Here is a 22,766-nt window from a genome sequence, read left to right on the forward strand (position 1 = left end):
CGGAAGAGCAGATCCTAATTACTTCAATACACAGGGATTCTTAGTAAAAACACTCCCATTGATTATCAAACATGAAAACAGAGAACAGACCATTGAAGAGTTCATCAAATCAGTTGACAAAACATGGATTGAATCAATAAACAACAGCATATATCCATACACCAAGATTGCCGACAAATATCAGTTGAAACCTGAATTCTTCTATTCATACGATGAAGGCTCCGGCTCTGAAAGTCTTGAAATGGAAGGTGACGATTATGAAAACTACGAACTGGATGACGGCAACGGAATAATGGAATACAAGATAGACCTCAGCGTATTCAGAGAGGACACATCCCTTGAAATAACCATATCCTACAATGACCAATTGTATTCAAAAGGTTATATTGAAACATTCCTCAAGTCAACAGAGACAATTCTAGACCAAGTAGTGAGCAATGACTTTAAGACCATGAGAATTTGCGATGTTGAGCTTGAAACAAGCAAAGAGTTACCAACATTCACTCCACTTGAAAATCCATTCCTCCACAAACGCTTTGAAAAACAAGTTGAAACCAAACCTGACGAAATTGCACTGGTTTCAAATAAAGAGGAATACACCTACAGAGAATTGAATGAATTAAGTAACAGGGTTGCCAACGGATTAATCAAACGTGGAGTTGAACCAAGACACAATGTCTTAATCATGCTTCCAAGGACAAAAGACCTTATTGCATCAATAATTGGTGTTTTAAAGGCAGGATGTGGATTTATCCCAATCGATATGGAATATCCTCAAGATAGAATAGACTACATCTATGAAAACAGTCAGGCAGATTACATCATATCCAATGAAACTAAAGACAACTCATTAGACATCAAAGAACTGCTTGAAGAGGAAAACATTGAAAATCCGGATGTTGAAATATCACCTGACGATACTGCATACATGATTTACACATCAGGATCCACAGGAAAACCTAAAGGTGTAATGATTGGTCATGAAAATGCATGCAACGAAACTGAAGCAAATCCAAAAGCAGAATACGATAATCTGTTAAGTATTGCAACAATCGCATTCGATACATCCCTTGAAGATATCTTAACTGGTATCACAAACGGAATCAAGATAATATTTGCAAACGATTCCGAAATCAAGAATGTAGTTGATTTAATCCGCCTGATTAAACGGGAAAAACCGCAGGTCATGGAATTCACCCCATCAAGACTGCTGTCATATCTTGAAGTTGATGATTTCTGTAAAGTGATTGACTGTGCCGAATGTATCGTTATGGGAGGAGAACAGTTCTCAGCCAAAGCATTCAACGGAGTCAAGGAGTATACCGATGCCAAAGTTTACAACAGTTACGGACCTACCGAAGCAACAATCGCTTCCAACTACAAGGAAATAACCGATCCGGAAAACATCACAATCGGTAAAGCACTGCAAAACTACGTAACCGAAGTAAGAGACATCGACGGAAAACTCCTGCCTAAAGGAGTAATGGGAGAACTCTACATCGGAGGTACAGGTGTAGGTAAAGGATACTACAACATGCCGGACAAAACCGAAGAGGTATACCTTGAAATCAACAATATCCCATACTACAGAAGCGGAGACTACGCAATAGAGCTTCCAGATGGAGAACTTGACATTAAGGGAAGAATCGATAACCAAATTAAATTAAGAGGATTGAGGATTGAAATTGGTGAAATCGAATCCAACATTACCAGATTCCCTAACATCAAGAATACCGTTGTTGTAATCAAGAAAATCAACAGCAGCGAACACCTATGTGCTTACTTCACTGCTGAAAGGGAAATTGACATTAATCTCCTTAAACGTTACCTGCAAAACAAGCTGACCAAGTATATGGTTCCAACAGTGTTCATGCAAATTGATGAAATGCCTCAAACTCCTAACGGAAAAACCGACATAAAAGCATTGCCTGAACCTTCATTGGCACTTGACTTTGTTGAGCCTGAAACCGAAACCGAGAAAAAGATATTCAAACTGGTTTCATCACTTACAACCGCAGAGGAATTCGGTATTACAGATGACTTATACGCTTTAGGATTCACATCATTGACATTAATGAAACTGAACTCATTAATTTATAATGAAACTGATGTTAACATTGAAATAACAGACCTGTTCAACAATCCAACAATCCAAAGCCTTTCAGATAAGGTCGACAACAACATTGCAGCTCAAATTGACATTCCAGAAATCATCAAGAACGCTGAAACAATGGATCTCTTCCCACTGACATCCAATCAGTTAGGTATCTACTATGAATGTAAGCAAACTGAAGAAATCAAATACACAATGCCTTCCTGCATACGCTTTGGAAGCAATGTTGATGCATTGAAACTCAGACAGGCAATAATCGATACTGTCGAAGCGCATCCATATCTCAAAACAAGAATTATCACCACCGCTGAAGGTGAACTGAGACAGAAAAGATGCGATGATGCCGAAATTGATGAGATTGAAATCGTAGAAGTGGATTCAATTACAAATAAAGAGATGATGGAAAAAGACATCCAGTACATCCCAATTGAAGACAATCAACTGTTCAGATTCAAGATTTACAAGACTCCAGATGAAGTCGTACTCTTCACAGATATCCACCACGTAATTACAGACGGTGTATCACAGGATATTCTTTTCGACGATATAATGAACGCTTACAGCGGTGAAGAGCTAAGTGTGGAAATTGTAGACGGATTCGCATACAGTTTAATTGAAAACGAACTCAGTGAAAATGAAGTTTCAAAAGAGTATTACAAAAACAGGTTCGCCCAAGGATTCGAATCCACAGTACTCACTCCAAACATAAACGGAAATCCTGACGAAGGTAACATCAAACTCATTGAAGACGTAATCGATTCAAACTTTGTAAGGCACTTCTGTCAAGACCATTCCATAAGTCCAAACGTACTCTTCATGAGTGCAACAGTACTGGCCCTTAACAAGTTTACATTCTCTGACAAGACACTGATAACTACAATCTTCAACGGAAGGTCCAACTCCAACTACTACAATACTCAGGGAATGCTTGTAAAAACACTTCCGATTATGGTGGGCAGTGAAAACAGGTCAATGATGGTTGAAGACTTCATCAAAGTGGTCGACAAATCATGGAAAGATGCGCTGGTACACAGTAACTACCCATATACCACACTTTCCGAAAAGTATCAGTTAAAACCTGAATTCTTCTATGCATACCATGGAGCATTTGAAACCGACAGCCTTGAAATGGAAGGAGACACCTATGCAATGGAAGAGCTTGACGGAACCGTAGCAACCGACTACAAAATCAATCTAGACATTTACGATGACGGAGACGAAATTGCAATTTACATCGAGTACAATGACCAAATCTATACTGAAGAATATGCTAAAGACTTCCTAAACGCAATCAAATACACACTGGTCCAATTCTTCGTAAACGATATGGACAAATTGAGAATTGAAGATATTGAGCTTGCAGCAAATCTCCTGCCACCTGAATTTGAAGAAGTGGTCAACCCATTCCTCCACAGACGTTTCGAAGCGCAAGTGGAAGAAAAACCGGACGAAATCGCACTTGTTGCATCTGACGAGACATTATCATATGACGAGCTCAACAAAAAGGCAAACCGCATAGCAAATGCACTGATTAAGAAAGGTGTCAAACCAAGAAGCAACATATTGATAATGCTTCCTCGTAACAGTGACCTGATTGCTTCAATAATCGGTGTATTAAAAGCAGGTTGTGCCTTCATACCACTCGATTTAAAGTTCCCTAAAGAAAGGATTGACTACTACTTGAAGAGGACAATACCGACAATACAGATGTTGAACTTAACCCTGATGATCTGGCATACATGATTTACACATCCGGTTCAACAGGAAATCCAAAAGGTGTAATGATCAGTCATGAAAACGCATGTAACGAAACCGAAGCAAACCCTAAATGCGAATACAATAACCTGTTAAGCATTGCAACAATTGCATTCGATACATCCCTCGAGGATATCCTCACAGGAATCACAAACGGAATAAAAATCATATTTGCAAACGATGATGAAATAAAAAGTATCGTAGAGCTAATCAGGCTGATTAAACGTGAAAAACCTGAAGTTATGGAATTCACACCTTCAAGACTGCTGTCATACCTTGAATTCGATGAATTCTGTGATGCAATAGACTGTGCCAAATGTATCGTAATGGGAGGAGAACAGTTCTCAGCCCAAGCGTTCAACGGAGTCAAAAAATACTGTGACGCAGCAGTCTACAACAGTTACGGACCTACCGAAGCAACAATCGCTTCCAACTACAAGGAAATAACCGATCCGGAAAACATCACAATCGGTCATGCATTAAGAAACTACATTACCGATGTTAGAGACATCGACGGAAAACTCCTGCCTAAAGGAGTAATGGGAGAGCTATACATCGGAGGTGTCGGTGTAGGTAAAGGATACTACAACATGCCGGACAAAACCGAAGAGGTATACCTGACCATTGACGGCATCCCATACTACAGAAGTGGGGACTACGCTATTGAGCTTCCGGACGGAGACATTGACATCAAGGGAAGAATAGACAACCAGATTAAACTGAGAGGATTAAGAATAGAAATCGGAGAAATCGAATCCAACATATCCAACTTCCCTAACATGAAAAATGCAGTTGTTGTAATCAAGGAAATCAGAAACAACGAGCATCTGTGCGCATACTTCACTGCAGAAGAAGAAATTGATAAGGACGCCCTTAAGGCATACCTAAGCGAAAGACTTACACAGTACATGGTTCCAACAGTCTTCATGCAGCTGGACGAAATGCCTCAAACCCCTAACGGAAAAACAGATGTAAAAGCGTTGCCTGAACCAAAACTTGAACTTACATACGTCCCTCCTAAAAACAAGCTTGAACAAACAATCTGTGCAATATACTCATCTATACTCGACATAGAAATCGTCGGTGCAGAAGACAACTTCTTTGAAATAGGAGGAACATCACTTATAGCATCAAAACTCATTATTGAGTTATTAAAACAAGATTATAACGTGAAATATGATGATATCTTCAGAAACCAAACTCCAAGAAAACTTGCAAGTTTCATTTCAGGAGATGAAATCTCAGAAGACCTTGATGTCGACATCATTAAAAACTACGACTACAGTGCAATCGACCGTCTTCTTGAGCAAAACACCTTTGAAAACTTCGCAAAAGGTACAAATCTGGAGTTAGGAAATGTATTGCTGACAGGGGTAACCGGTTTCTTAGGTATCCATGTCTTATATGAATACATCAAGAATGAAGAAGGTACAATCTACTGTATGCTTAGAAAAGGCAAGTTCGATACCTGCGAAGAGCGTTTAATAGATTTAATGGACTACTACTTCGATGAAGACTTCAGTGACCTTATCGGATCACGCATAATCCTAAGCGAAGGAGACATAACAAGCCTTGATGACTTCAAAAAGCTTGAAGACTATCCTATTGATACAATAATCAACTGTGCAGCTATCGTAAAACACTACACTCATGACGATTATATCTTTAGAGTAAACGTCGACGGAGTAGTGAATGGACTTGAATTCGCTGATGTAAACAACATCACATACGTTCAAATATCCACAACCAGTGTGCTTGAGGACTATTCAGAAGATACAGACACTGATGACTTAAACTGCGATGAAAAAACATTGTACTGGGGACAAGACCTATCCAACAAGTATCTCAACAGTAAGTTCCTCGCAGAAAGAATGGTACTTGAAAAAGCTTTATCAGGTCTTAATGTAAAAATAATAAGGGTAGGAAACCTTATGGCACGTTACTCTGATGGAGTCTTCCAGAAAAACTATGATACAAATGCATTCTTGAACAACATAAAAGCCATCAAGAACCTGAAGGCCACAATTCCTGAAATTTCAGAAGAGATTGTTGAAATGAGTCAAATCGATTATGTGGCAAAGGCAACCCTTGCTCTTGCAAAGACTCCTAAAGAATCAGTGGTATTCCATGCAGTAAGTGACAAACTAATACCAACCAGCGACATAATTGACGCATTGAATACATTTGGATTTGGCATTGAAGAAGTCACACCTGAAGAGTTCAGAAAAATCTATGAGCAAAACATGGATGAAAACATTCAGGGACTCATTACAGCCGATTTGACTATCGATGACTTTGACAGTGAAGACGGTGAAGAATTTGAATCCGAAGAAAGCGACAGTGGAGAAATCGTCAGCATAGACCTGACACTTGACATCCTTAATGCATTAGGATTTGAATGGCCTGAATCTGATGAAGAATATCTTAAACGATTTATTGAATATTTAAATGAGGTACATTATTTTGATTAACTAGGTGAATTTTTATGAATTTTAAAATTGCGGACAGTAAATTTAGGGAATTATTATTGCCTACATTACTTATTGTAATGGCATTGAACATAAGTTCAGTTGTAGACAGCTTTTTTGTAGGCCGGTTTATAGGTGAATATGCGGTTGCTGCAATTGATCTTTTAGAACCATTGATTTTATTAGTAACCGTTTTCGAATGGTTATTCGGACTTGGAGGACAGATTTTATCATTAAACAAAAAAGCGGAATTCGATTCAGACGGAAGTGACCGCTACTTTACATTGGCTATGCTATTGTCATTCCTTGCATCTTTGATAATGGCAATTGTCTGTTTTGTATATATGGACCCGATAGCTACACTACTTCATGCAACACCGGCTACAAAACCGCTCATACTTCAATATGCTACATTCCTGTATGGATGTTTTGTTGTATCCACAATTTCTGGAGTAATTACCCAATACATTCGTGTTGACGGCATGCCAAACTTTGCATCATTTGTCATTATCCTTGCTAATGTAATCAATATAATTCTGGATTACATATTTTTATCATCCGGTATGGGTATGGCTTCCGCTTCACTTGCATCATTTATTGGATATACAATTTCCTTAGTAGTATGTATATATTATCTTCGCAGCCCAAAAAGAACATTCAGATTTGTTCGTTCAGCACTTAAATTAAAAACATTCATCAGCCACAGTATAGAAATAATAAAAATTGGTTTCCCGGGTGCAAGTATAGGTATCTTTGATGTAATATTCGTTTACCTGATGAACGCTTTCCTGGCTTCAACATTGGGAGATATCGGACTGACCACATACATGCTCTGTATGGACATATTGGTAATTGCAAGTATTATCGATGTCGGAATTTCAGAAACCCTGACATCAATCGTTCCGATATATTATACAAAGCATGATTATGTGAATCTGAAACATCTGATTAAAATTTCGCTTATACTCTCAGTGGCCTTTGCAGCGGCTTTAACTGTGTTTATATTGGTATGGCCTCAAGGATTCCTTGCCCTTTATAACTTCCACCATCAGGACATTGTAGGATTTGCAGAGCATGCGCTTCAGCTGTATTCATTCCTATTCCTGTTGTCAATACTTCCGAGTATGCTGGTATTCTATTACGAAGCAATCGAAAGAACTGTGCTTTCAACAGTACTTTCAACCCTGTACACACTCGTATTGCCGTTAGCTTTAGTATACATACTGTATTATGCAATAGGATCCGACGGAATATGGATTGCATTCCCTCTAGCATGTCTGCTTTCAACTGTCTTCGTTATAATTACCGTTAAAATAATACAAATGAGGGAACCGAAATACAGCGGTCTTTTCTTCATTGAAAAGGATTTGGAAGAAAAAACCAGAAACTTCGCCCTAACAGACAACAACACAAAAGAAAGAGACGAATGCCTCCAGCATTTGAAAAACTTAAATGCCAATGAGGAATTCTGCAAAAACACAAACAAAATCTTTGACGTGATTTTAGACACAAACCCATCAGGAACATATGTGGAAGTGCTGGTCATAGACTACGATGAAAGCATACATCTCGACATCAAATACAACGGAGATCAGGAAAATCTCAAACATCTCAAGGAAAACTTCCCTGAAGGACTTCTCAAATTTGCAGAAGTATTGGGATTCAACACCATCGAATATGAAATGAAAAAAAGCTAAATATTACTATTTAGCTTTATTTTCACATGAGGTGCAATATTAAGGAGAATTTATATGAATTTTAAAATTGCTGACAGCAAATTCAGAGAATTATTACTACCTACATTACTTATTGTAATGGCACTAAACATAAGTTCAGTTATAGACAGCTTTTTTGTAGGCTCATTTATTGGTGAACTTGCGGTTGGTGCTATTGAAGTTTTAGAACCATTGATTTTATTAGTAACCGTGTTCGAATGGTTATTCGGACTTGGAGGACAAATTTTAGCATTGAACAAAAAGGCAGAATTCGATACAGACGGAAGTAACCGCTACTTTACCATATCCCTTTTACTGTCATTGATTGCATCCCTGATAATGGCAGTCGTCTGTTTTATATTCATGGACCCGCTGGCTACACTACTTCATGCAACACCTGCCAACAAATCGCTCGTACTTGAATATTCCACATACATGTTTGGCTGTTTTGTTGTATCCACAATTGCAGGAGTACTTATCCAATATATCCGTGTGGACGGCATGCCAAACTTTGCATCAGTAGCCATTATCGTGGCAAACGTTGTAAACATTATCCTGAATTACATATTTTTATCATCAGGAATGGGAATGTCTTCATCTTCACTTGCAACACTTATAGGATATGTAGTTTGTCTTGGATTATGTTTAATTTATGTCCGCAATCAAAAAAGAACATTCAGATTTGTCCGTAAAGCTCTTGAATTGAAAACATTCGTCAAACACAGTATAGAAATAATAAAAATTGGTTTCCCAGGTGCAAGTATAGGTATCTTTGATGTAATATTCGTTTACATAATAAACGCTTTCCTGGCTTCAACATTAGGAGATACCGGACTGACCACATACATGCTCTGTATGGACGCACTGGTAATTGCAAGTATAATCGATGTCGGAATTGCGGAAACATTAACTTCAATCGTTCCGATATATTATGCAAAGCATGATTATGCCAACCTAAAGCATTTAATCAAGATTTCGCTTGTAATCTCAATAGCCTTTGCATTAATCCTAACATTAGCAATATGGATATGGCCTGACGCATTCCTTGCCCTTTATAACTTCAATCATAAGGACATTGGAGAATTTGCCAAACATGCGCTTCAACTGTATTCATTCCTATTCCTGTTGTCAATACTTCCAAGCCTATTGGTATTCTACTACGAAGCAATCGAAAGAACTGTACTCTCAACAGCACTTTCAATCCTATACACCCTCGTATTGCCATTGGGATCTGTATATGTATTGTATAACCTGATAGGATCAGACGGAATATGGTTGGGATTCCCTGTAGGATGCCTGCTTTCAGTAATTTTCGTCGTGGTTAGCGTCAAGGTAATCCAAAGCAGAGAGCCTAAATACAGTGGACTGTTCTTCATTGAAAAGGATTTGGAAGATAAAACAAGAAACTTCGCCCTAACAGACAACGACACAAAAGAAAGAGACGAATGCCTCCAGCATTTGAAAAACCTAAATGCCAATGAGGAATTCTGCAAAAACACAAACAAAATCTTTGACGTGATTCTGGACACAAACCCATCCGGAACATATGTGGAAGTGCTGGTCATAGACTACGATGAAAGCATACATCTAGACATCAAATACAACGGAGAACAGGAAAATCTCAAACATCTCAAGAAAAACTTCCCTGAAGGACTTCTCAAATATGCAGAAGTTCTGGGATTCAACACCATCGAATATGAAATGAGCAAAAGCTAAATATTAGCATTTTGCTTTTCTTTTTTTATTTTTTAAAATTTTCAAAAACCTGAAAATTCCATGAAAATATCGAAAAAACTAAAAGTATATTAATAAGATTAAACTAAAAATATAATATTATCATATCACTGGATGATAATTTTTATTTTAACATTCTATGTTACTAGTATTTATGGGCTTTTTAATACTAGGTCGCTGATAACATGGATTTATACCCAGACTACTGATTAAGAGGTTATTCAAATGCAAAGATCAAGAGGATTGAAAAGTAGATCAAGAAAAAAAATGACTAAAGTACAAAGGCCAGGTAGAACTAACCCTATTACAAACAGACTCCAAAAATTCGAAGAAGGGGATTTAGTTCACATTACCATCAACCCAAGTATCCAAAAAGGACAACCTGCTCCTAGATTCCACGGTAAAACAGGTAAAATAACTGGTCAAAAAGGTAAAGCTTACATTGTATCTTTAAAAGACGGAAACAAAGCAAAAGATTTAATTGTAAGACCTGACCACTTAAAATTACAAAACTGATTTTTATGATCGGAAAAGAACTTATCGAAACTGAAGCAATACCAAGCGCAAAAGTAAAAGAAATTCTTGAAGATTTCTCACAGGACAATGAATTGAACTATGAACAGAATCTTACCTTGAACCATCTTTCAAGATTCAAGAAATATTCTGCAGAAGACAGTGAAGAAATCATGGAAAAACTTCAGGAAGCGTTTCCTAACTTAAGAACTAGAGCAGTCGTCCATATTGTAGATTTAGTTCCTAAAGATTTAGCAGACTTAAGATTAATTTTTGCTAAAGAACCTTTCCAACCTACCAAAGAGGAAATGGAACAGATTTTAGAAATTCTAGAACAATATGATGTCGAAGAATAGTTCTTAAAACTATTCTCTTTTTTTAAATTTTACACTTTCAACTGATTTAACCACTTTTTTTGACTCTTTCAAGTATAGTCAAATTATTTTATATAATCGGATATATAGTAATTTTATGAAAGTTTGTATATTTGGATTTTCAAGTGCAGAAACACCAAAAGAATATACTGATGTTGGCTATGAATTAGGTTTAAAACTTATTGAAAATGGCCACAGTTTAGTTTTTGGTGGGTGGAAATGACGGTATGATGGGTGCTGTAGCATCCGGAGCTTATGCTAATCATGGTGAGATTATAGCTATTGCCCCTACATGGATTGAAAATTTTAATACTGAGTTCCAGCATGCTGACGAACACATAAAAACAGACACAATGCACCAGAGGAAAGAATTATTCCTAGAGAAATCCGATGTATTTGTAGTTTGTCCAGGTGGAGTCGGCACTATGGATGAATTTTTTGATTTTATAACTTTAAGAGAACTCAATAGACATTCTAAAAAGATTATTCTTTTTAGTATAAATCATTTCTATGATTTTCTATTTTCTTTGCTTTTAAAGATGAACTATGAAGGTATAATAGCTGATGAAACAATGCAAATGATAGAAGTTGCCCACACAATAGATGAACTTTTTGAGTTATTTTAAATTGATTCATATTGTCGATTAAATCAGTTAATCATTGTTTTAGAATGTTTTTTGGTCGGGTAAGAGTGAAGGGTTGTCCCTTCAAACTCTTTAAAGACCAGCATATGTGCCTTTAAGCTTTAACTATTTTCAAACAAAATTAAAAATTCAAAACTAATTTTCATCAAAAATTTCAAATCAACAAAGTTTTTGAAAGAGTCCTTTTTTATAGATATATTTATTATATTTAAAAATAAAATCTAATAATGAGTTTATCTTTTAGTCAATTTTAGACAGTAAAAAACAATAGTGAAGTGATAAAATGGAGAATAAAAACAAAAATGATAAAGGACAGGCAGCAAAAAAAGAAGAGTATGCTGTTGTACTTGATTACTTAAGTCGTGGATATGTTAAATCCGACATGTCCAAATTTGGCGGAAAAGCTATTGCTCAGGCTATTGGTACAGAACAATTCACTTTACTAGAATTAGCTCCTAAAACCGGAGTGGATTTAGAAATACAAGACACTGTATATATTGGAAAAGGTAAAAGAGACAAGATATACAGAGTTCTTGGAAGATTGGATTATGAAAACTTGACTGCAACAAGCAGAATCGAAATGGAGTATGCCATTCGAGATATTGTCGAAAATCAGGAAGACAAATTCGTTGAGTTCTTCAATACTGCTGAAGCATTGAGTACAAGACTTCATAAATTAGAGTTAATTCCTGGAATTGGTAAAAAATACATGTGGGAAATCATTGAAGAAAGAGAGAAAAAGCCTTTCGAAAGCTTTGAAGACTTCTCTCAAAGACTTCCAAACCTTGCAGACCCTGCAGGAATGATTGTGAAAAGAGTTCAGCAGGAACTCGATACTTCAACTCCTAAAAGAGGTAAAAACAAATACAACCTGTTTACACAACCTCCAAGAGGACAGAGAAGCCCACAGAGAAAACCAAGAAGATAAGTGATAAATTGACTAGTGATGCCTCCCAATCTTTATCCAAAACAACAAAAAGTATCTTAAGTCAGCATGGGATTACACTGAACAGGAACCTTGGTCAGAATTACCTTATTGACAAAAACAAAAGAGACCAAATCATCGGCTTTGGTGACATCGACAAGAGGGATACAGTTTTGGAGATAGGGACTGGGATCGGTACACTAACAATTGAAATCGCTAAGAAAGCCAAAAAGGTAATAGCTATCGAGCAGGATGAAAACATCTGCAAGATATTAGCCAAACGACTTAAAGACGAAAAAATCGATAATGTAGAGTTAATAAATGATGATGCGCTAAAAGTAGACTTTCCGAAATTCAACAAAATCATCTCAAACCTACCTTATCAAATCTCATCACCAATCACCTTCAAATTTTTAAACTATGACTTTGACCTTGCCGTTCTGATGTATCAAAAGGAATTTGCCGACCGCATGAACGGGGAGGTAGGAAGCAAAAACTATTCAAGACTTTCAGCGATGCTGTATTTCAGATGCAATGTCGAAAAGCTTACCGATGTCAGCTCTGAAAGTTTCATACCAAAACCTAAAATTGACTCAACCGTAGTTAAGCTGACACCGAAGGAAAATGAAATCACCGATGAGGATTTCAGAACATATTCTAATTTTACAAAGGCGCTGTTCCAGCACAGAAACAAGAAAATCAGAAATGCCCTTATAGATTCAAGGCATATCATAGGCAAAATTGACAAGAAAATTCTTAAGAAAAGATTGAATGAAATTGAAGACGACAGGCTGAACGACTATCTTTCAAAAAGAGTTGTTGTGCTTGCTCCCGAAGAGATACTCTATCTGTCAAAGGAACTGAGCCCTATTTTCAGCGAGTAGATTATTATGGCTGACTTTACAATAAATACCGACGAAAACGTTTATATCCCAGCTGAAGACAGCTATCTTCTGGCAGACAACCTGCAAATTGAGAAAGGCCAGAGCGTTTTGGAAATCGGAACCGGATCAGGAATAGTTGCAATGTATGCATCAAGGCTGACCGACAGGATTACCGTAACCGACATCAATTTTGACGCATGCGAGCTTGCCCGGAAAAACTTTGAGGACAACGGCATAGACGGCATTGAGATTCTGTGGGGAAACATGTTTGAAGTTGTGAAAAACAGAAAGTTTGACGTAATTCTATTCAATACTCCATATCTACCGACCGAAGATGATGAAGTTTTAGAGGACACAATAAATTATGCATTCGACGGTGGATTAAATGGAAGGAAAGTTATTGATCTATTCTTAAATGAAGTGGGAAATCATTTAAATGATGGTGGAATTGTCCAGCTGATACAGTCTTCACTTTCGGGCAATGATGAGACCTTATCAAAATTCGATGAGATGGGTTTCATTGCTGAAATTGCAGAAACTGAACACTTCTTTTTTGAAGACATTACATTAATCAACGCTTATAAAATATAATCAGGTGATAAAATGGAAGAATGGAAAAAACCAATTATTATAGGAATATTACTGGCAGTATTGGCGACCGCATTTGCAATAGCTACAAAAAGAATAAGCATTTGGACAATACTGATTTACGTGCTTGCAGTCGGTGACATCGCTATTGGACTGTTCAGGAAAAAAAGAGAAATTTAGGAGAATTAGAATTCTCCATCAAAGACCAATTCTGCCGGACCGGTCATGAATGCGCCGAGAGAATCGTCCTTTTCATAAACATTGAATTTAAGGTCTCCGCCCGGCAGATGAAGCAATATATCATCATCAAACAGTCCGAGCTTGAAGCCTGAAATTGCTGTTGAGGTTGCACCTGTTCCGCATGCAAGTGTTACGCCAGCGCCTCTCTCCCAGGTAATCATTTTACCTTCGTTTTTGGAGATTACTTCAACAAAGTGCACGTTTATCTTTTCAGGGAACACTTCATGGGCTTCAATGGCAGGGCCGTACTTGTCAATGTCTATTTCATCAACATCATCAACGAATATTATCGCATGAGGGTTTCCAACGCTGATTGCAGTTACATTGAATGAAGTGTCGAGCACTTCCAGTTCGCCATCCAAAAATTCATCCTTATCGGATGTCATTGGAATTTCAGGAGTTTTAAATGTGGAAAGTCCCATGTCCACTTTGAACAGTACAGGTTCGCCGTTTTCAACTGTAATTTCGATTGTCTTGATTCCTGCTCCTGTTTCGACAGTCATCTTTTCCTGCTTTAATATGCCTTTTCTGTATACGAAATCTGCAAAGCATCTGATACCGTTTCCGCACATTTCAGCTTCGCTTCCATCAGGATTGAACATTCTGTATCCGATGTCTGCAACTTCTGACGGTTCTACAAAGAGCACTCCGTCTCCGCCTACTCCGAAATTTCTGTGGCAGAGGAATCTGCATACTTCAGGTTTGTCCTCTTCAGATATGACTTTTCCTTTGCTTTCATCGATTATTGGAAAGTCATTTCCTATTCCATGCATTTTTGAAAATTTTAATCCTTTTAAATCTACCATAATATCAACTTATTTTAAATGTGGTGGAATTCTTTGTTTTGCGTAGAGGTCTTCGAATGTTTGTCTTTCACGTACTACATTGCATTTTCCATCTGTTACCAAGATTTCTGAAGTCAGTGGTCTTGAGTTGTAGTTTGAAGACATTGTGAATCCGTATGCTCCGGAATTCAATATTGCCAATACGTCTCCTTCTTCCACATCAGGCATTGGCCTGTCACGTGCGAAGAGGTCTCCTGATTCACATACGTTACCTGCAATATCAACTTCCTGAGTGTTAGGAGCGTCCATTTTGCTTGCATCTACGATATGGTGGTATGAGTCATACATTGCAGGCCTTTGGAGTGTGTTGAAACCTGCATCCACACCGATGAATTTTCTGAAGCTTTGTTTTACGCTGTTTACAGTTACAAGAAGTGCACATGCATCTGCGACTATGAATCTTCCAGGTTCCAGAAACATTGTAGGGCTGCCCATGTCATACTGTTCGAGTTTTTCCTTGAAGAGTCCTATGTTGACTTGTGCAAATTTATCGAGGTCGACGACTTTTTCTTCAGGAGTGTAAGGAACGCCTATACCTCCACCGAAGTCAACGAATTCAAAGTCAACGCCGGCTTCCTCATGAACTTTTCCTGCAATGTCCATGGTGGATTCCACAGCAAGCTTGAATGGTTCCGGATCGAGGATACCTGAACCGATGTGGGAATGCATACCGATTGGGTTGAATCCCAAGTCTTTAGCCATCTGATAGACTTCAGGAGCTTCCTTGTCCATAATACCGAATTTGCTCATTACGCCACCGGTAATACAGTGGTCGTGGTGTCCTGCACCGACCATAGGATTTACTCTGAATGAAAGTTTAACCCCTTCAGGATCAATCATTTTAGCCAGTCTGTTCAATGCAGAGATGGAATCGATGTTTAAAACTACTCCTTCCTCATGAACATATTTTAATTCGTCATCAGTGATGTTGTTACCTGTAAAGAGTATTCTGTCTCCTGAAAATCCGAGCATTTTTGAAATATGGACTTCACCAGGGGATACCGCATCAATACAGCAACCTTCACTTTCCAAGATTTTCATTACCGCAAGGTTGGTATTTGCTTTACAGGCATAAAAGACTTTGAAATCAGGATAATGTTTACTGAATGCACTATAAAATCTATTGTAATTATCTCTTATTCTGTTTTCATCAATCACAAAGGTTGGAGTTCCGAATTCTTCTGCAATATCAATTGCATCTGCCCCACCGATGTCAAGGTGGTTTTTCTCGTTTACTTTAATATTTAAATCCATAATTAAAACTCCTAAAAAGTTACATTATGGATATATTTTTGGATTTCGCTTTATTTAAAATTTATCAAAGAAATGAGATTTCCGTTCAAATTATTAATATGCAGAATGAAAAAGTAATGTAGTGATTATCATGAGCAAAACATACGGACTTACAGTAAGAGGAATAATTAAAAACGATTCGGATGAAATCCTGATTGTCAAAAGACATCCTAAAAGCAGAACCGACCCCGAGATGTGGGAACTTCCCGGCGGAAAGGTTGAAAATGGAGAGGACTTTGAAGATGCGCTGGTGCGTGAAATTAAAGAAGAGACAAACCTTGACTGTACGGTTGGAGATTTTTGCGAAGCCGTTCAAAACGACTATATGCACAAGAGAACCGTGCAGCTTATGATGTATCTTGATGACATAACAGGTGATGTTAAAATCAGCGAAGAGCACACAGACTGGATGTGGGCAGGCACCGAAGATATTAAAAAACTGGAAATCTCTACTTCCCTTGAAAAGCTATTGAAAAAAAGAAAATGGAAGATTTGACTGTAAGTCAGTCCACCATCATATGGCCTGTGACTGTCAGGCGGTCCCTTCTGCACTTAGGGCATGTGGAATCCTGGTTGAGGTAGTATACCTCTTCGCCGCAGTCAGGACATATGTCAAAGTCACGGCGGATGAATATAGTCAAATCATTGGTATGCTCCTTCAGGACATTCTTGATTTGAGCATCACTGAAGTTCGCCCCGTTTTCCGTGATGACAAACTTGTTGATCTGTCTTTTGCATTTTGAGCAGTAGTATCCATGATAGATTCCTGCAAACTTGAATGCCTCTCCATCTGAAAAGTCATAGCCATCCTCTCCGATGTGGAACTTATCTTCTGTATCCAGCGCAAAGGAATAGTCCGCCTTTGAAGGAAGTTCGCTGCCGCATTCTATGCATCTTTGAAACTCGTCGTCAAACTGTATGATTTTTGAATTGTCGTTGAAATCCTCTATCATACGGATGATTTCACCGTCATCCATTTCAAGGGATTTCTTATATATTATGAATTTGTTTATGAATTTCTGGCATTCGTAACAGTAGTAATTAGCAAAGAATCCCTTTACGGGAGCGTCGGAACTTTCAGCTGATGTTGACATTACAAGTGGCTTTACGTTGACCTGACCGTCATCATCAATCCAGAATATCTCATCTATGGAAGCGTAAGTGTATCCGCATGTATTGCATAGGTATTCCACTCTTCTTGCCATGAATAAATCCTCCAGTATGACTATAACAGTTCATCAAGAGCCTTTACGAATTCATCAATGTCTGCTTTTGTAATTATAAGAGGAGGTACGAATCTCAATACGTTGCCTGCAGTGCAGTTGATTAAAAATCCGGCTTCTCTGAGTTTGTCGACGTATTCTGCACCAGGTTCTGTCAGTTCAACACCGACCATCAGGCCTTTTCCTCTGACTTCCTTGATTACATCCTTGTCAAGTTTTTTAAGCTCTGCGATGAAGTGGTCTCCGACCTCGTTGACATTGTCAAGAAGGTTTTCGTTTACGATTTCATCAAGAACCGCATTTGCCGCTGCACATACAAGAGGTCCGCCTCCGAATGTGGTTCCATGGTCTCCCGGAACAAAAGCGCCTGCTACCTTTTCGGTTGCAAGGATTCCACCCATTGGAACTCCTCCGCCTATTCCCTTTGCCATTGTCATGATGTCAGGCTTGACGCCGAACAGCTCATGTGCAAAGAGTGTTCCGCATCTTCCGAATCCTGTCTGCACCTCGTCAACAATGAAGACTATATCCTTTTCATGACAGATCTCCTCGATTTGCTTGAGATAGTCCATGTCAGGGACGTTTACTCCGCCTTCACCTTGGATAGGCTCTACAATGATTGCGGCAGTATTATCGGTTATTGCATCCTTGATTGCTTCAATGTCATTGTATGGGACGTTGATGAATCCTTTAGGAAGTATTGATTTGAAAGGTTCATGGTAATGTTCGTGTCCTGTTGCAGCCAGTGTCATTACTGTCCTTCCATGGAATGATTCGACGGTTGATATGACTTCGCTTTTTCCAGTGTATTTGACTGCGAGCTTGATTGCTCCTTCATTTGCTTCAGCACCGCTGTTTGAATAGAATATTCTATCGAAACTGGTCATGTCAACCAATTTTTTGGCATATTCCAAAGCAGGCTCGTTATAGTAGATGCTTGAAATGTGAATGAGCTTTTCTGCCTGGTCCTGAATTGCCTTTACAAGCTTAGGATGATTGTGGCCCAATGCATTAACCGCAATTCCTGCAAACATGTCCAAATATTCATTACCTTCAATGTCGCTGACCTTAACGCCTTCACCATGGTCCAGAACGAGTGGCTGTCTTGTGAAGGTATTGAGGAAATAGTCGTCTTCAATCTTAATCAATTCTTGAGTATTCATCTAATGCCTCCATAAATTATTTAATCACTTATTAAATATCAATTTCATTAATAATAAATACTTTCATTTAATGGGCATTTTTCCTAAACTGTACACACCGATAGTTAACTATTTAATCGATGAACAATAACTAATAGTATTAGGTGATAAAATGAAAGTCGCAATAATAGAAACTGATAAGGGAAACATTGAACTTGAACTGTTCCCAAATGAAGCACCTGGAACCGTTGCTAACTTTGAAAAGTTAATTAACGAAGGATTTTACGACGGATTAACTTTCCACAGAGTAATCCCAAACTTTGTAATCCAAGGGGGATGCCCTATTGGAAACGGTACTGGCGGACCTGGATACACCATCAAATGTGAAACCGAAGGAAACCCACACAAACACGGTACCGGTGCATTGTCCATGGCACATGCCGGAAAAGACACTGGCGGAAGCCAATTCTTCATCACACACTCACCACAACCACACTTAGACGGTGTACACACCGTATTTGGACAAGTAATCAAAGGACAAGACGTTGTTGATTCAATCCAGCAAGGAGACAAAATGAACAAGGTCTACATCGAAGAAAGATAATATTATCTTTCAATTTTCTTTTTTTAACTTCTATTTTTAAATTGCAAATATTAACATAGCTTAATAGTTTAAAAGTCTTTTTTGAGTTTTTAGGATGCGAGTAGCCGTTTACAGTAGCAACTACTACGCAGTTTAGCAAATCCCGTATAAACATCTAAAATGTGAACGACAACGTTTTAAACGGAGTTATCCACCACGACGGCAGAAAATACATCTATGCCGACGCCGACCTAACACTAAACAAAAATTCCGAAAATAGTGCAAGCTTCAATGACATGGATTATGGAACAATCTGTGTTGTAGTAAAACACAACAGTGAAGAATACATCTGACCACGTAAAATTAACTGCTAAACGAATTCAACAAAGCCAACAGCGTAACACCTGTTGCATACTAAAAAAAATATTTTGATTTATATCCAAATTCTTATTTTTTTTGATTACAACTTTTTTAGACATTAACGGCAGGGTTTTTTACATATTAAAGTGATTTTTGATTGTGGATATATATCATGGAAAAATTTGAATCTGGAATGTGAAGACCGTATCGTTAATGTTAATGTCTTAGTGATTTAAAGCACACCAACTGTGAATTCCACTAAAATAATCAGTCATTTACAAAATATGAATACAGCTCGTCCTTGACTTCTGTCTCGATTTTGAATTTGAAATTGACGATTGGATGATCCTTGCCGTCAATGTTTCTGTAGACCTGCTTGTATGTAATCGGAGTCAGTTTGGAAATGTAGTAGAACTCTATTCCCTCATCATTGTTTTTCTGAATAAATAGCTCAACATCAATGCCGTTATAGTTAATCAGCGGCTCCAGTTCAGGTGAAGAGGTTTTCCTGTTGTTTCTGCTCATCCAGTTGAACACTTCCTTTGAAATGAAATGGTCTTCGTAGTTGATGGTTTCTGAAATGTCTTCAGACTTGTTGTAGGTTACAAATATCGGACAGGTATCGTACTTGATTTTGTATCCGCCGATGTTTTGACCGTTCATGAAGCGCTCCCAGTTCAAGAGCCTCAAAACGTCTTCCCTTGAGTACTTTTCATAAAGCCTGAATGAGCCGTCTGACATGTAGATTTCCCCGTATTTATACAATCCATATTTCAGACAGTCTTCTACATGACTTAAGAATGTCTGATTGGCCAATGCGGAGTTGAAAATATCTGAAATCTTAAATTTATAGTCCCTGTTGTTTTTCAAATCATCGTAAATGCCCTTGTCAAAGTTGAAGAAAATGTTTTCATAGTCCATTTCATCCCTTGAAATGAAGCTTGTTACAGTATTTGCCTGATAGTCATCGCTTGTCTCTTTCCTGTAGAAATTCATGCTCAAAACGTTGATTGCGCTTTTTATCGATTCGAACTGGTTTTCAAGATTATATTTCTCCTTAAGATAATCTTCAACCTGTTTTACAGTAAAGTACCTGTTGTATTTAAGGCAGCTTAAAATCACAAGCTCGTGGGGCCTTATTCCCTTTATCAGCTTTTTTGAAATGAATTTCAAAGAAGCATTTTCAGCATCATTGAGGCTGCTTCTGTAGTCCTTTTCAACATAGTCGAGAAAGATGTCATAAGTATCGAACCTGCTGTGATTCAGGATGATTTCAGGATTGAAATCGCCGTTGACTGCAAAATCATACAATGAGGGAATGCGTCCCAGCTTGTATTTCAGGTTGTTGTACTTTTCCTTAAAAAGAGCCACTTTCGAAAAGGAAGTGTTGTTGATTGACTCATATATGCGCTTTTTTGATATCTCATCGAAGTTGATTGATGAAGCTCCAGGAATTATCTTGTTTCCCTCCATGAGATACTTTCTGATTTTGTCCTTGTCATAGGACCTGTCTCCTGAAAGGGCAATAGGAATCATGAAGTTGTTTTTGTAGTTTCCGATAAAATCCAGAATGACAACATATTCCTTGGAGGCGTATTTTCTAAGTCCCCTTCCAAGCTGCTGAATGAAAATGATTGGAGACTCGGTTGGCCTTACCAAAAGAACCTGGTTGATTTCTGGAATGTCAACACCCTCGTTGAAGATGTCCACTGTGAAAATGAATTCAAGCTTATCGGGATTATCGTCGTTGGTTAGCCTGTCAATAGCTTCAAATCTTTTTTCCTGTGAATCATCCCCTGTTAGAACTTCTGACTTGTATCCTCTTTTGTTGAATTCTTTTGCCAAAAGTTCTGCCTCACGCTTTCTTGAGCAGAACACCAGGGATTTTCTTCTATCCCCCGAGTAGCCATAGAAATCTGATTTTTCAATAAGATAATCCACACGCTCATCCGATGCAAGAAGATTAAAATCAGCAAAATCATCATCTACTGTGCTGTCTTCAAACTCGACGTCGGCAATTCCGAAGTAGTGGAACGGGCATAAAAGGTCCTCTTCCAAGGCTTCCTGCAGGCGGATTTCATGTGCGATGTTGTTGTCAAAAAGGTCATAAATATTGAATCCGTCCGTACGCTCAGGCGAAGCAGTCATTCCCAAAAGGAATTTCGGCCTGAAGTAGTCTATGACCTTCAGATATGACATTGCCCCTGCCTTGTGAACCTCATCGACGATGATATAGTCGAAATGATCTGGTTTGAATCTGGAGTAAATGTCATCCTTGCTCATTGTCTGGATAGTGGAGAAAAGATAATCCTTATCATAATCCTTTGAGTTTCCACTTAAAAGACCGAACTTGTCATGGTCTTTAAAAACATGCTTATAGGCATTGATTGACTGTTTTGCAATCTGTTCTCTGTGAACCAGAAAGAGAAACCTTTTTGGCTTGAAGTCATTTACCGCAAAGGCGGATGCATAGGTTTTACCGGTACCTGTAGCAGAAACGAGAATCGCCCTGTTTTCACCCTGTTTGATGAGATTTCTAATATTGTCCAGAAACTGCTCCTGCATATAGTTTGGAGTTAAAGTGATGTTGTTTTCCCTGATTTTTCGGGTGACGCTTTTCAAATCGGAGAATTTCCTGCTGTCATCGTAAATCTTTTCATACTCAAGAAGCACATCATCGAGATTTTCAGCCTCCCCCCATAGGGTGTTGAATTCATTTTTCAAGTCACTCAGCATTTCCCCTTCGCCAAGTGATGTGAACTCAACGTTCCATTCCTTGTTTACGGAAAGCGCATTCATGGTCAGGTTGGAGCTTCCGACAATTCCCCTGTAGACATTGTCCTTTTTGAAGAGATAGCCTTTGGTGTGAAAGCCTTCCTTTTCCTGCAGGTAAAGCTTGACCTCAATGTTTTTAAAGCTTTGAAGCTTTCTTAATGCCTTTGGTTCTGTGAAGTTCAGGTAATCGGTTGTGAGGATTTTTCCTTTTATGTTGTTTTTCTCAAGATATAGAAATTCTTCAAGAAGGGGAGTGATTCCTCCCATGGTGATGAAAGCCGAAGAGAATATGAACTCGTCGCAGCTTCTCAGCTCATCCCTTATTGAGTTTATGACCTTGGAATTTCCGTCATTGTACAATAGCTTTGGTTTAAAGTCAGAGCTGGAGCTGATGTGTTCGTCAATGAATGCGGTTTTCGCTCCGTTAATGATGTCATCGGTGTTGAGGTTATTCATTTTCAAGATGTTCAATCAGTTGGTTTATTTTGTCAAGCTGCATTTGGAATTCCTCTTCTCTTGGAGTTCCTTTGACTTTCTGGAGTTTGTCTTCAAGTTCAGCCTTTTTGTCCTTTGCCATTTGTAATCTGTCCAT

Annotated in this window: 21 protein-coding genes; 15 read left to right on the forward strand and 6 right to left on the reverse strand. The window is 38.3% G+C overall.

Features of this window, described 5'->3' with window-relative positions; genetic code table 11:
* The 12 genes from QZV68_RS04790 to QZV68_RS04845 form a co-directional block, all read left to right on the forward strand.
* Positions 1-3,856 (forward strand): amino acid adenylation domain-containing protein (locus tag QZV68_RS04790; protein ID WP_296879095.1); only part of this gene is annotated, 3,856 nt, incomplete at its 5' end.
* Positions 3,853-6,339: an AMP-binding protein gene (locus QZV68_RS04795; RefSeq protein ID WP_296879097.1), complete on the forward strand. Its 2,487-nt coding sequence runs from the start codon at positions 3,853-3,855 to the stop codon at positions 6,337-6,339. The genes QZV68_RS04790 and QZV68_RS04795, both read left to right, overlap by 4 nt.
* Before the next feature lie 14 nt (positions 6,340-6,353).
* Positions 6,354-8,033 carry an MATE family efflux transporter gene (locus QZV68_RS04800; RefSeq protein ID WP_296879099.1) on the forward strand — a complete coding sequence of 560 codons (1,680 nt, stop codon included), beginning with the start codon at positions 6,354-6,356 and terminating at the stop codon, positions 8,031-8,033.
* A 54-nt stretch (positions 8,034-8,087) separates the two neighbouring features.
* Complete coding sequence (locus tag QZV68_RS04805) at positions 8,088-9,767, forward strand: MATE family efflux transporter (RefSeq protein WP_296879101.1); 1,680 nt, start codon at positions 8,088-8,090, stop codon at positions 9,765-9,767.
* Positions 9,768-10,010: 243 nt separating this feature from the next.
* Positions 10,011-10,301, forward strand: a complete 291-nt coding sequence (locus tag QZV68_RS04810) for a 50S ribosomal protein L21e (RefSeq protein WP_296879102.1) — start codon at positions 10,011-10,013, stop codon at positions 10,299-10,301.
* A gap of 5 nt (positions 10,302-10,306) precedes the next feature.
* Positions 10,307-10,654: an RNA polymerase Rpb4 family protein gene (locus QZV68_RS04815; protein WP_296879104.1), complete on the forward strand. Its 348-nt coding sequence runs from the start codon at positions 10,307-10,309 to the stop codon at positions 10,652-10,654.
* 115 nt (positions 10,655-10,769) lie between these two features.
* Positions 10,770-10,895 (forward strand): hypothetical protein, encoded by a 126-nt coding sequence (locus tag QZV68_RS04820; protein WP_296879106.1) that lies wholly within the window; start codon positions 10,770-10,772, stop codon positions 10,893-10,895.
* Positions 10,896-10,899: 4 nt separating this feature from the next.
* Positions 10,900-11,298 carry a TIGR00730 family Rossman fold protein gene (locus QZV68_RS04825; protein WP_296879108.1) on the forward strand — a complete coding sequence of 133 codons (399 nt, stop codon included), beginning with the start codon at positions 10,900-10,902 and terminating at the stop codon, positions 11,296-11,298.
* Between the two features lie 301 nt (positions 11,299-11,599).
* A complete protein-coding gene (locus tag QZV68_RS04830; protein ID WP_296879110.1) occupies positions 11,600-12,244 on the forward strand; it encodes a DUF655 domain-containing protein in 645 nt (214 codons plus the stop codon).
* 8 nt (positions 12,245-12,252) lie between these two features.
* Positions 12,253-13,125, forward strand: a complete 873-nt coding sequence (gene rsmA, locus QZV68_RS04835; RefSeq protein ID WP_296879111.1) for a 16S rRNA (adenine(1518)-N(6)/adenine(1519)-N(6))-dimethyltransferase RsmA — start codon at positions 12,253-12,255, stop codon at positions 13,123-13,125.
* A gap of 6 nt (positions 13,126-13,131) precedes the next feature.
* Positions 13,132-13,716 (forward strand): HemK2/MTQ2 family protein methyltransferase, encoded by a 585-nt coding sequence (locus QZV68_RS04840; protein ID WP_296879113.1) that lies wholly within the window; start codon positions 13,132-13,134, stop codon positions 13,714-13,716.
* A gap of 12 nt (positions 13,717-13,728) precedes the next feature.
* Positions 13,729-13,893 (forward strand): hypothetical protein, encoded by a 165-nt coding sequence (locus tag QZV68_RS04845; RefSeq protein WP_296879115.1) that lies wholly within the window; start codon positions 13,729-13,731, stop codon positions 13,891-13,893.
* Between the two features lie 5 nt (positions 13,894-13,898).
* On the opposite strand, the gene dapF is transcribed toward QZV68_RS04845, so the two are convergent.
* Complete coding sequence (dapF, locus tag QZV68_RS04850; RefSeq protein WP_296879117.1) at positions 13,899-14,759, reverse strand: diaminopimelate epimerase; 861 nt, start codon at positions 14,757-14,759, stop codon at positions 13,899-13,901.
* 9 nt (positions 14,760-14,768) lie between these two features.
* Positions 14,769-16,052, reverse strand: a complete 1,284-nt coding sequence (lysA, locus tag QZV68_RS04855) for a diaminopimelate decarboxylase (RefSeq protein ID WP_296879119.1) — start codon at positions 16,050-16,052, stop codon at positions 14,769-14,771.
* 130 nt (positions 16,053-16,182) lie between these two features.
* Between lysA and QZV68_RS04860 the strand changes: the two genes are divergently transcribed.
* Entirely contained in the window at positions 16,183-16,587 is a 405-nt protein-coding gene (locus tag QZV68_RS04860; protein WP_296879121.1) for an NUDIX domain-containing protein, read from the forward strand.
* Between the two features lie 7 nt (positions 16,588-16,594).
* Here the strand turns inward: QZV68_RS04860 and QZV68_RS04865 are convergent, their stop codons facing one another.
* Together QZV68_RS04865 and QZV68_RS04870 are read right to left on the reverse strand one after the other, a co-directional pair.
* Positions 16,595-17,296, reverse strand: a complete 702-nt coding sequence (locus QZV68_RS04865; RefSeq protein ID WP_296879123.1) for a hypothetical protein — start codon at positions 17,294-17,296, stop codon at positions 16,595-16,597.
* A 20-nt stretch (positions 17,297-17,316) separates the two neighbouring features.
* A complete protein-coding gene (locus tag QZV68_RS04870; RefSeq protein ID WP_296879125.1) occupies positions 17,317-18,477 on the reverse strand; it encodes an acetylornithine transaminase in 1,161 nt (386 codons plus the stop codon).
* A gap of 151 nt (positions 18,478-18,628) precedes the next feature.
* Between QZV68_RS04870 and QZV68_RS04875 the strand changes: the two genes are divergently transcribed.
* Both QZV68_RS04875 and QZV68_RS04880 read left to right on the forward strand, forming a co-directional pair.
* Complete coding sequence (locus QZV68_RS04875) at positions 18,629-19,060, forward strand: peptidylprolyl isomerase (RefSeq protein ID WP_296879127.1); 432 nt, start codon at positions 18,629-18,631, stop codon at positions 19,058-19,060.
* Positions 19,061-19,221: 161 nt separating this feature from the next.
* Positions 19,222-19,392: a hypothetical protein gene (locus QZV68_RS04880; RefSeq protein WP_296879129.1), complete on the forward strand. Its 171-nt coding sequence runs from the start codon at positions 19,222-19,224 to the stop codon at positions 19,390-19,392.
* Between the two features lie 274 nt (positions 19,393-19,666).
* Here QZV68_RS04880 and QZV68_RS04885 read toward each other — a convergent pair whose 3' ends face one another.
* Both QZV68_RS04885 and QZV68_RS04890 read right to left on the reverse strand, forming a co-directional pair.
* A complete protein-coding gene (locus QZV68_RS04885; protein ID WP_296879159.1) occupies positions 19,667-22,630 on the reverse strand; it encodes a DEAD/DEAH box helicase in 2,964 nt (987 codons plus the stop codon).
* Positions 22,623-22,766, reverse strand: coding sequence for a hypothetical protein (locus QZV68_RS04890; RefSeq protein WP_296879130.1), 144 nt, complete (start codon positions 22,764-22,766; stop codon positions 22,623-22,625). Before QZV68_RS04890 ends, QZV68_RS04885 begins: the two co-directional genes overlap by 8 nt.

Origin of the sequence: uncultured Methanobrevibacter sp., from assembly GCF_902801725.1 — an archaeon.
Classification (GTDB): domain Archaea; phylum Methanobacteriota; class Methanobacteria; order Methanobacteriales; family Methanobacteriaceae; genus Methanocatella.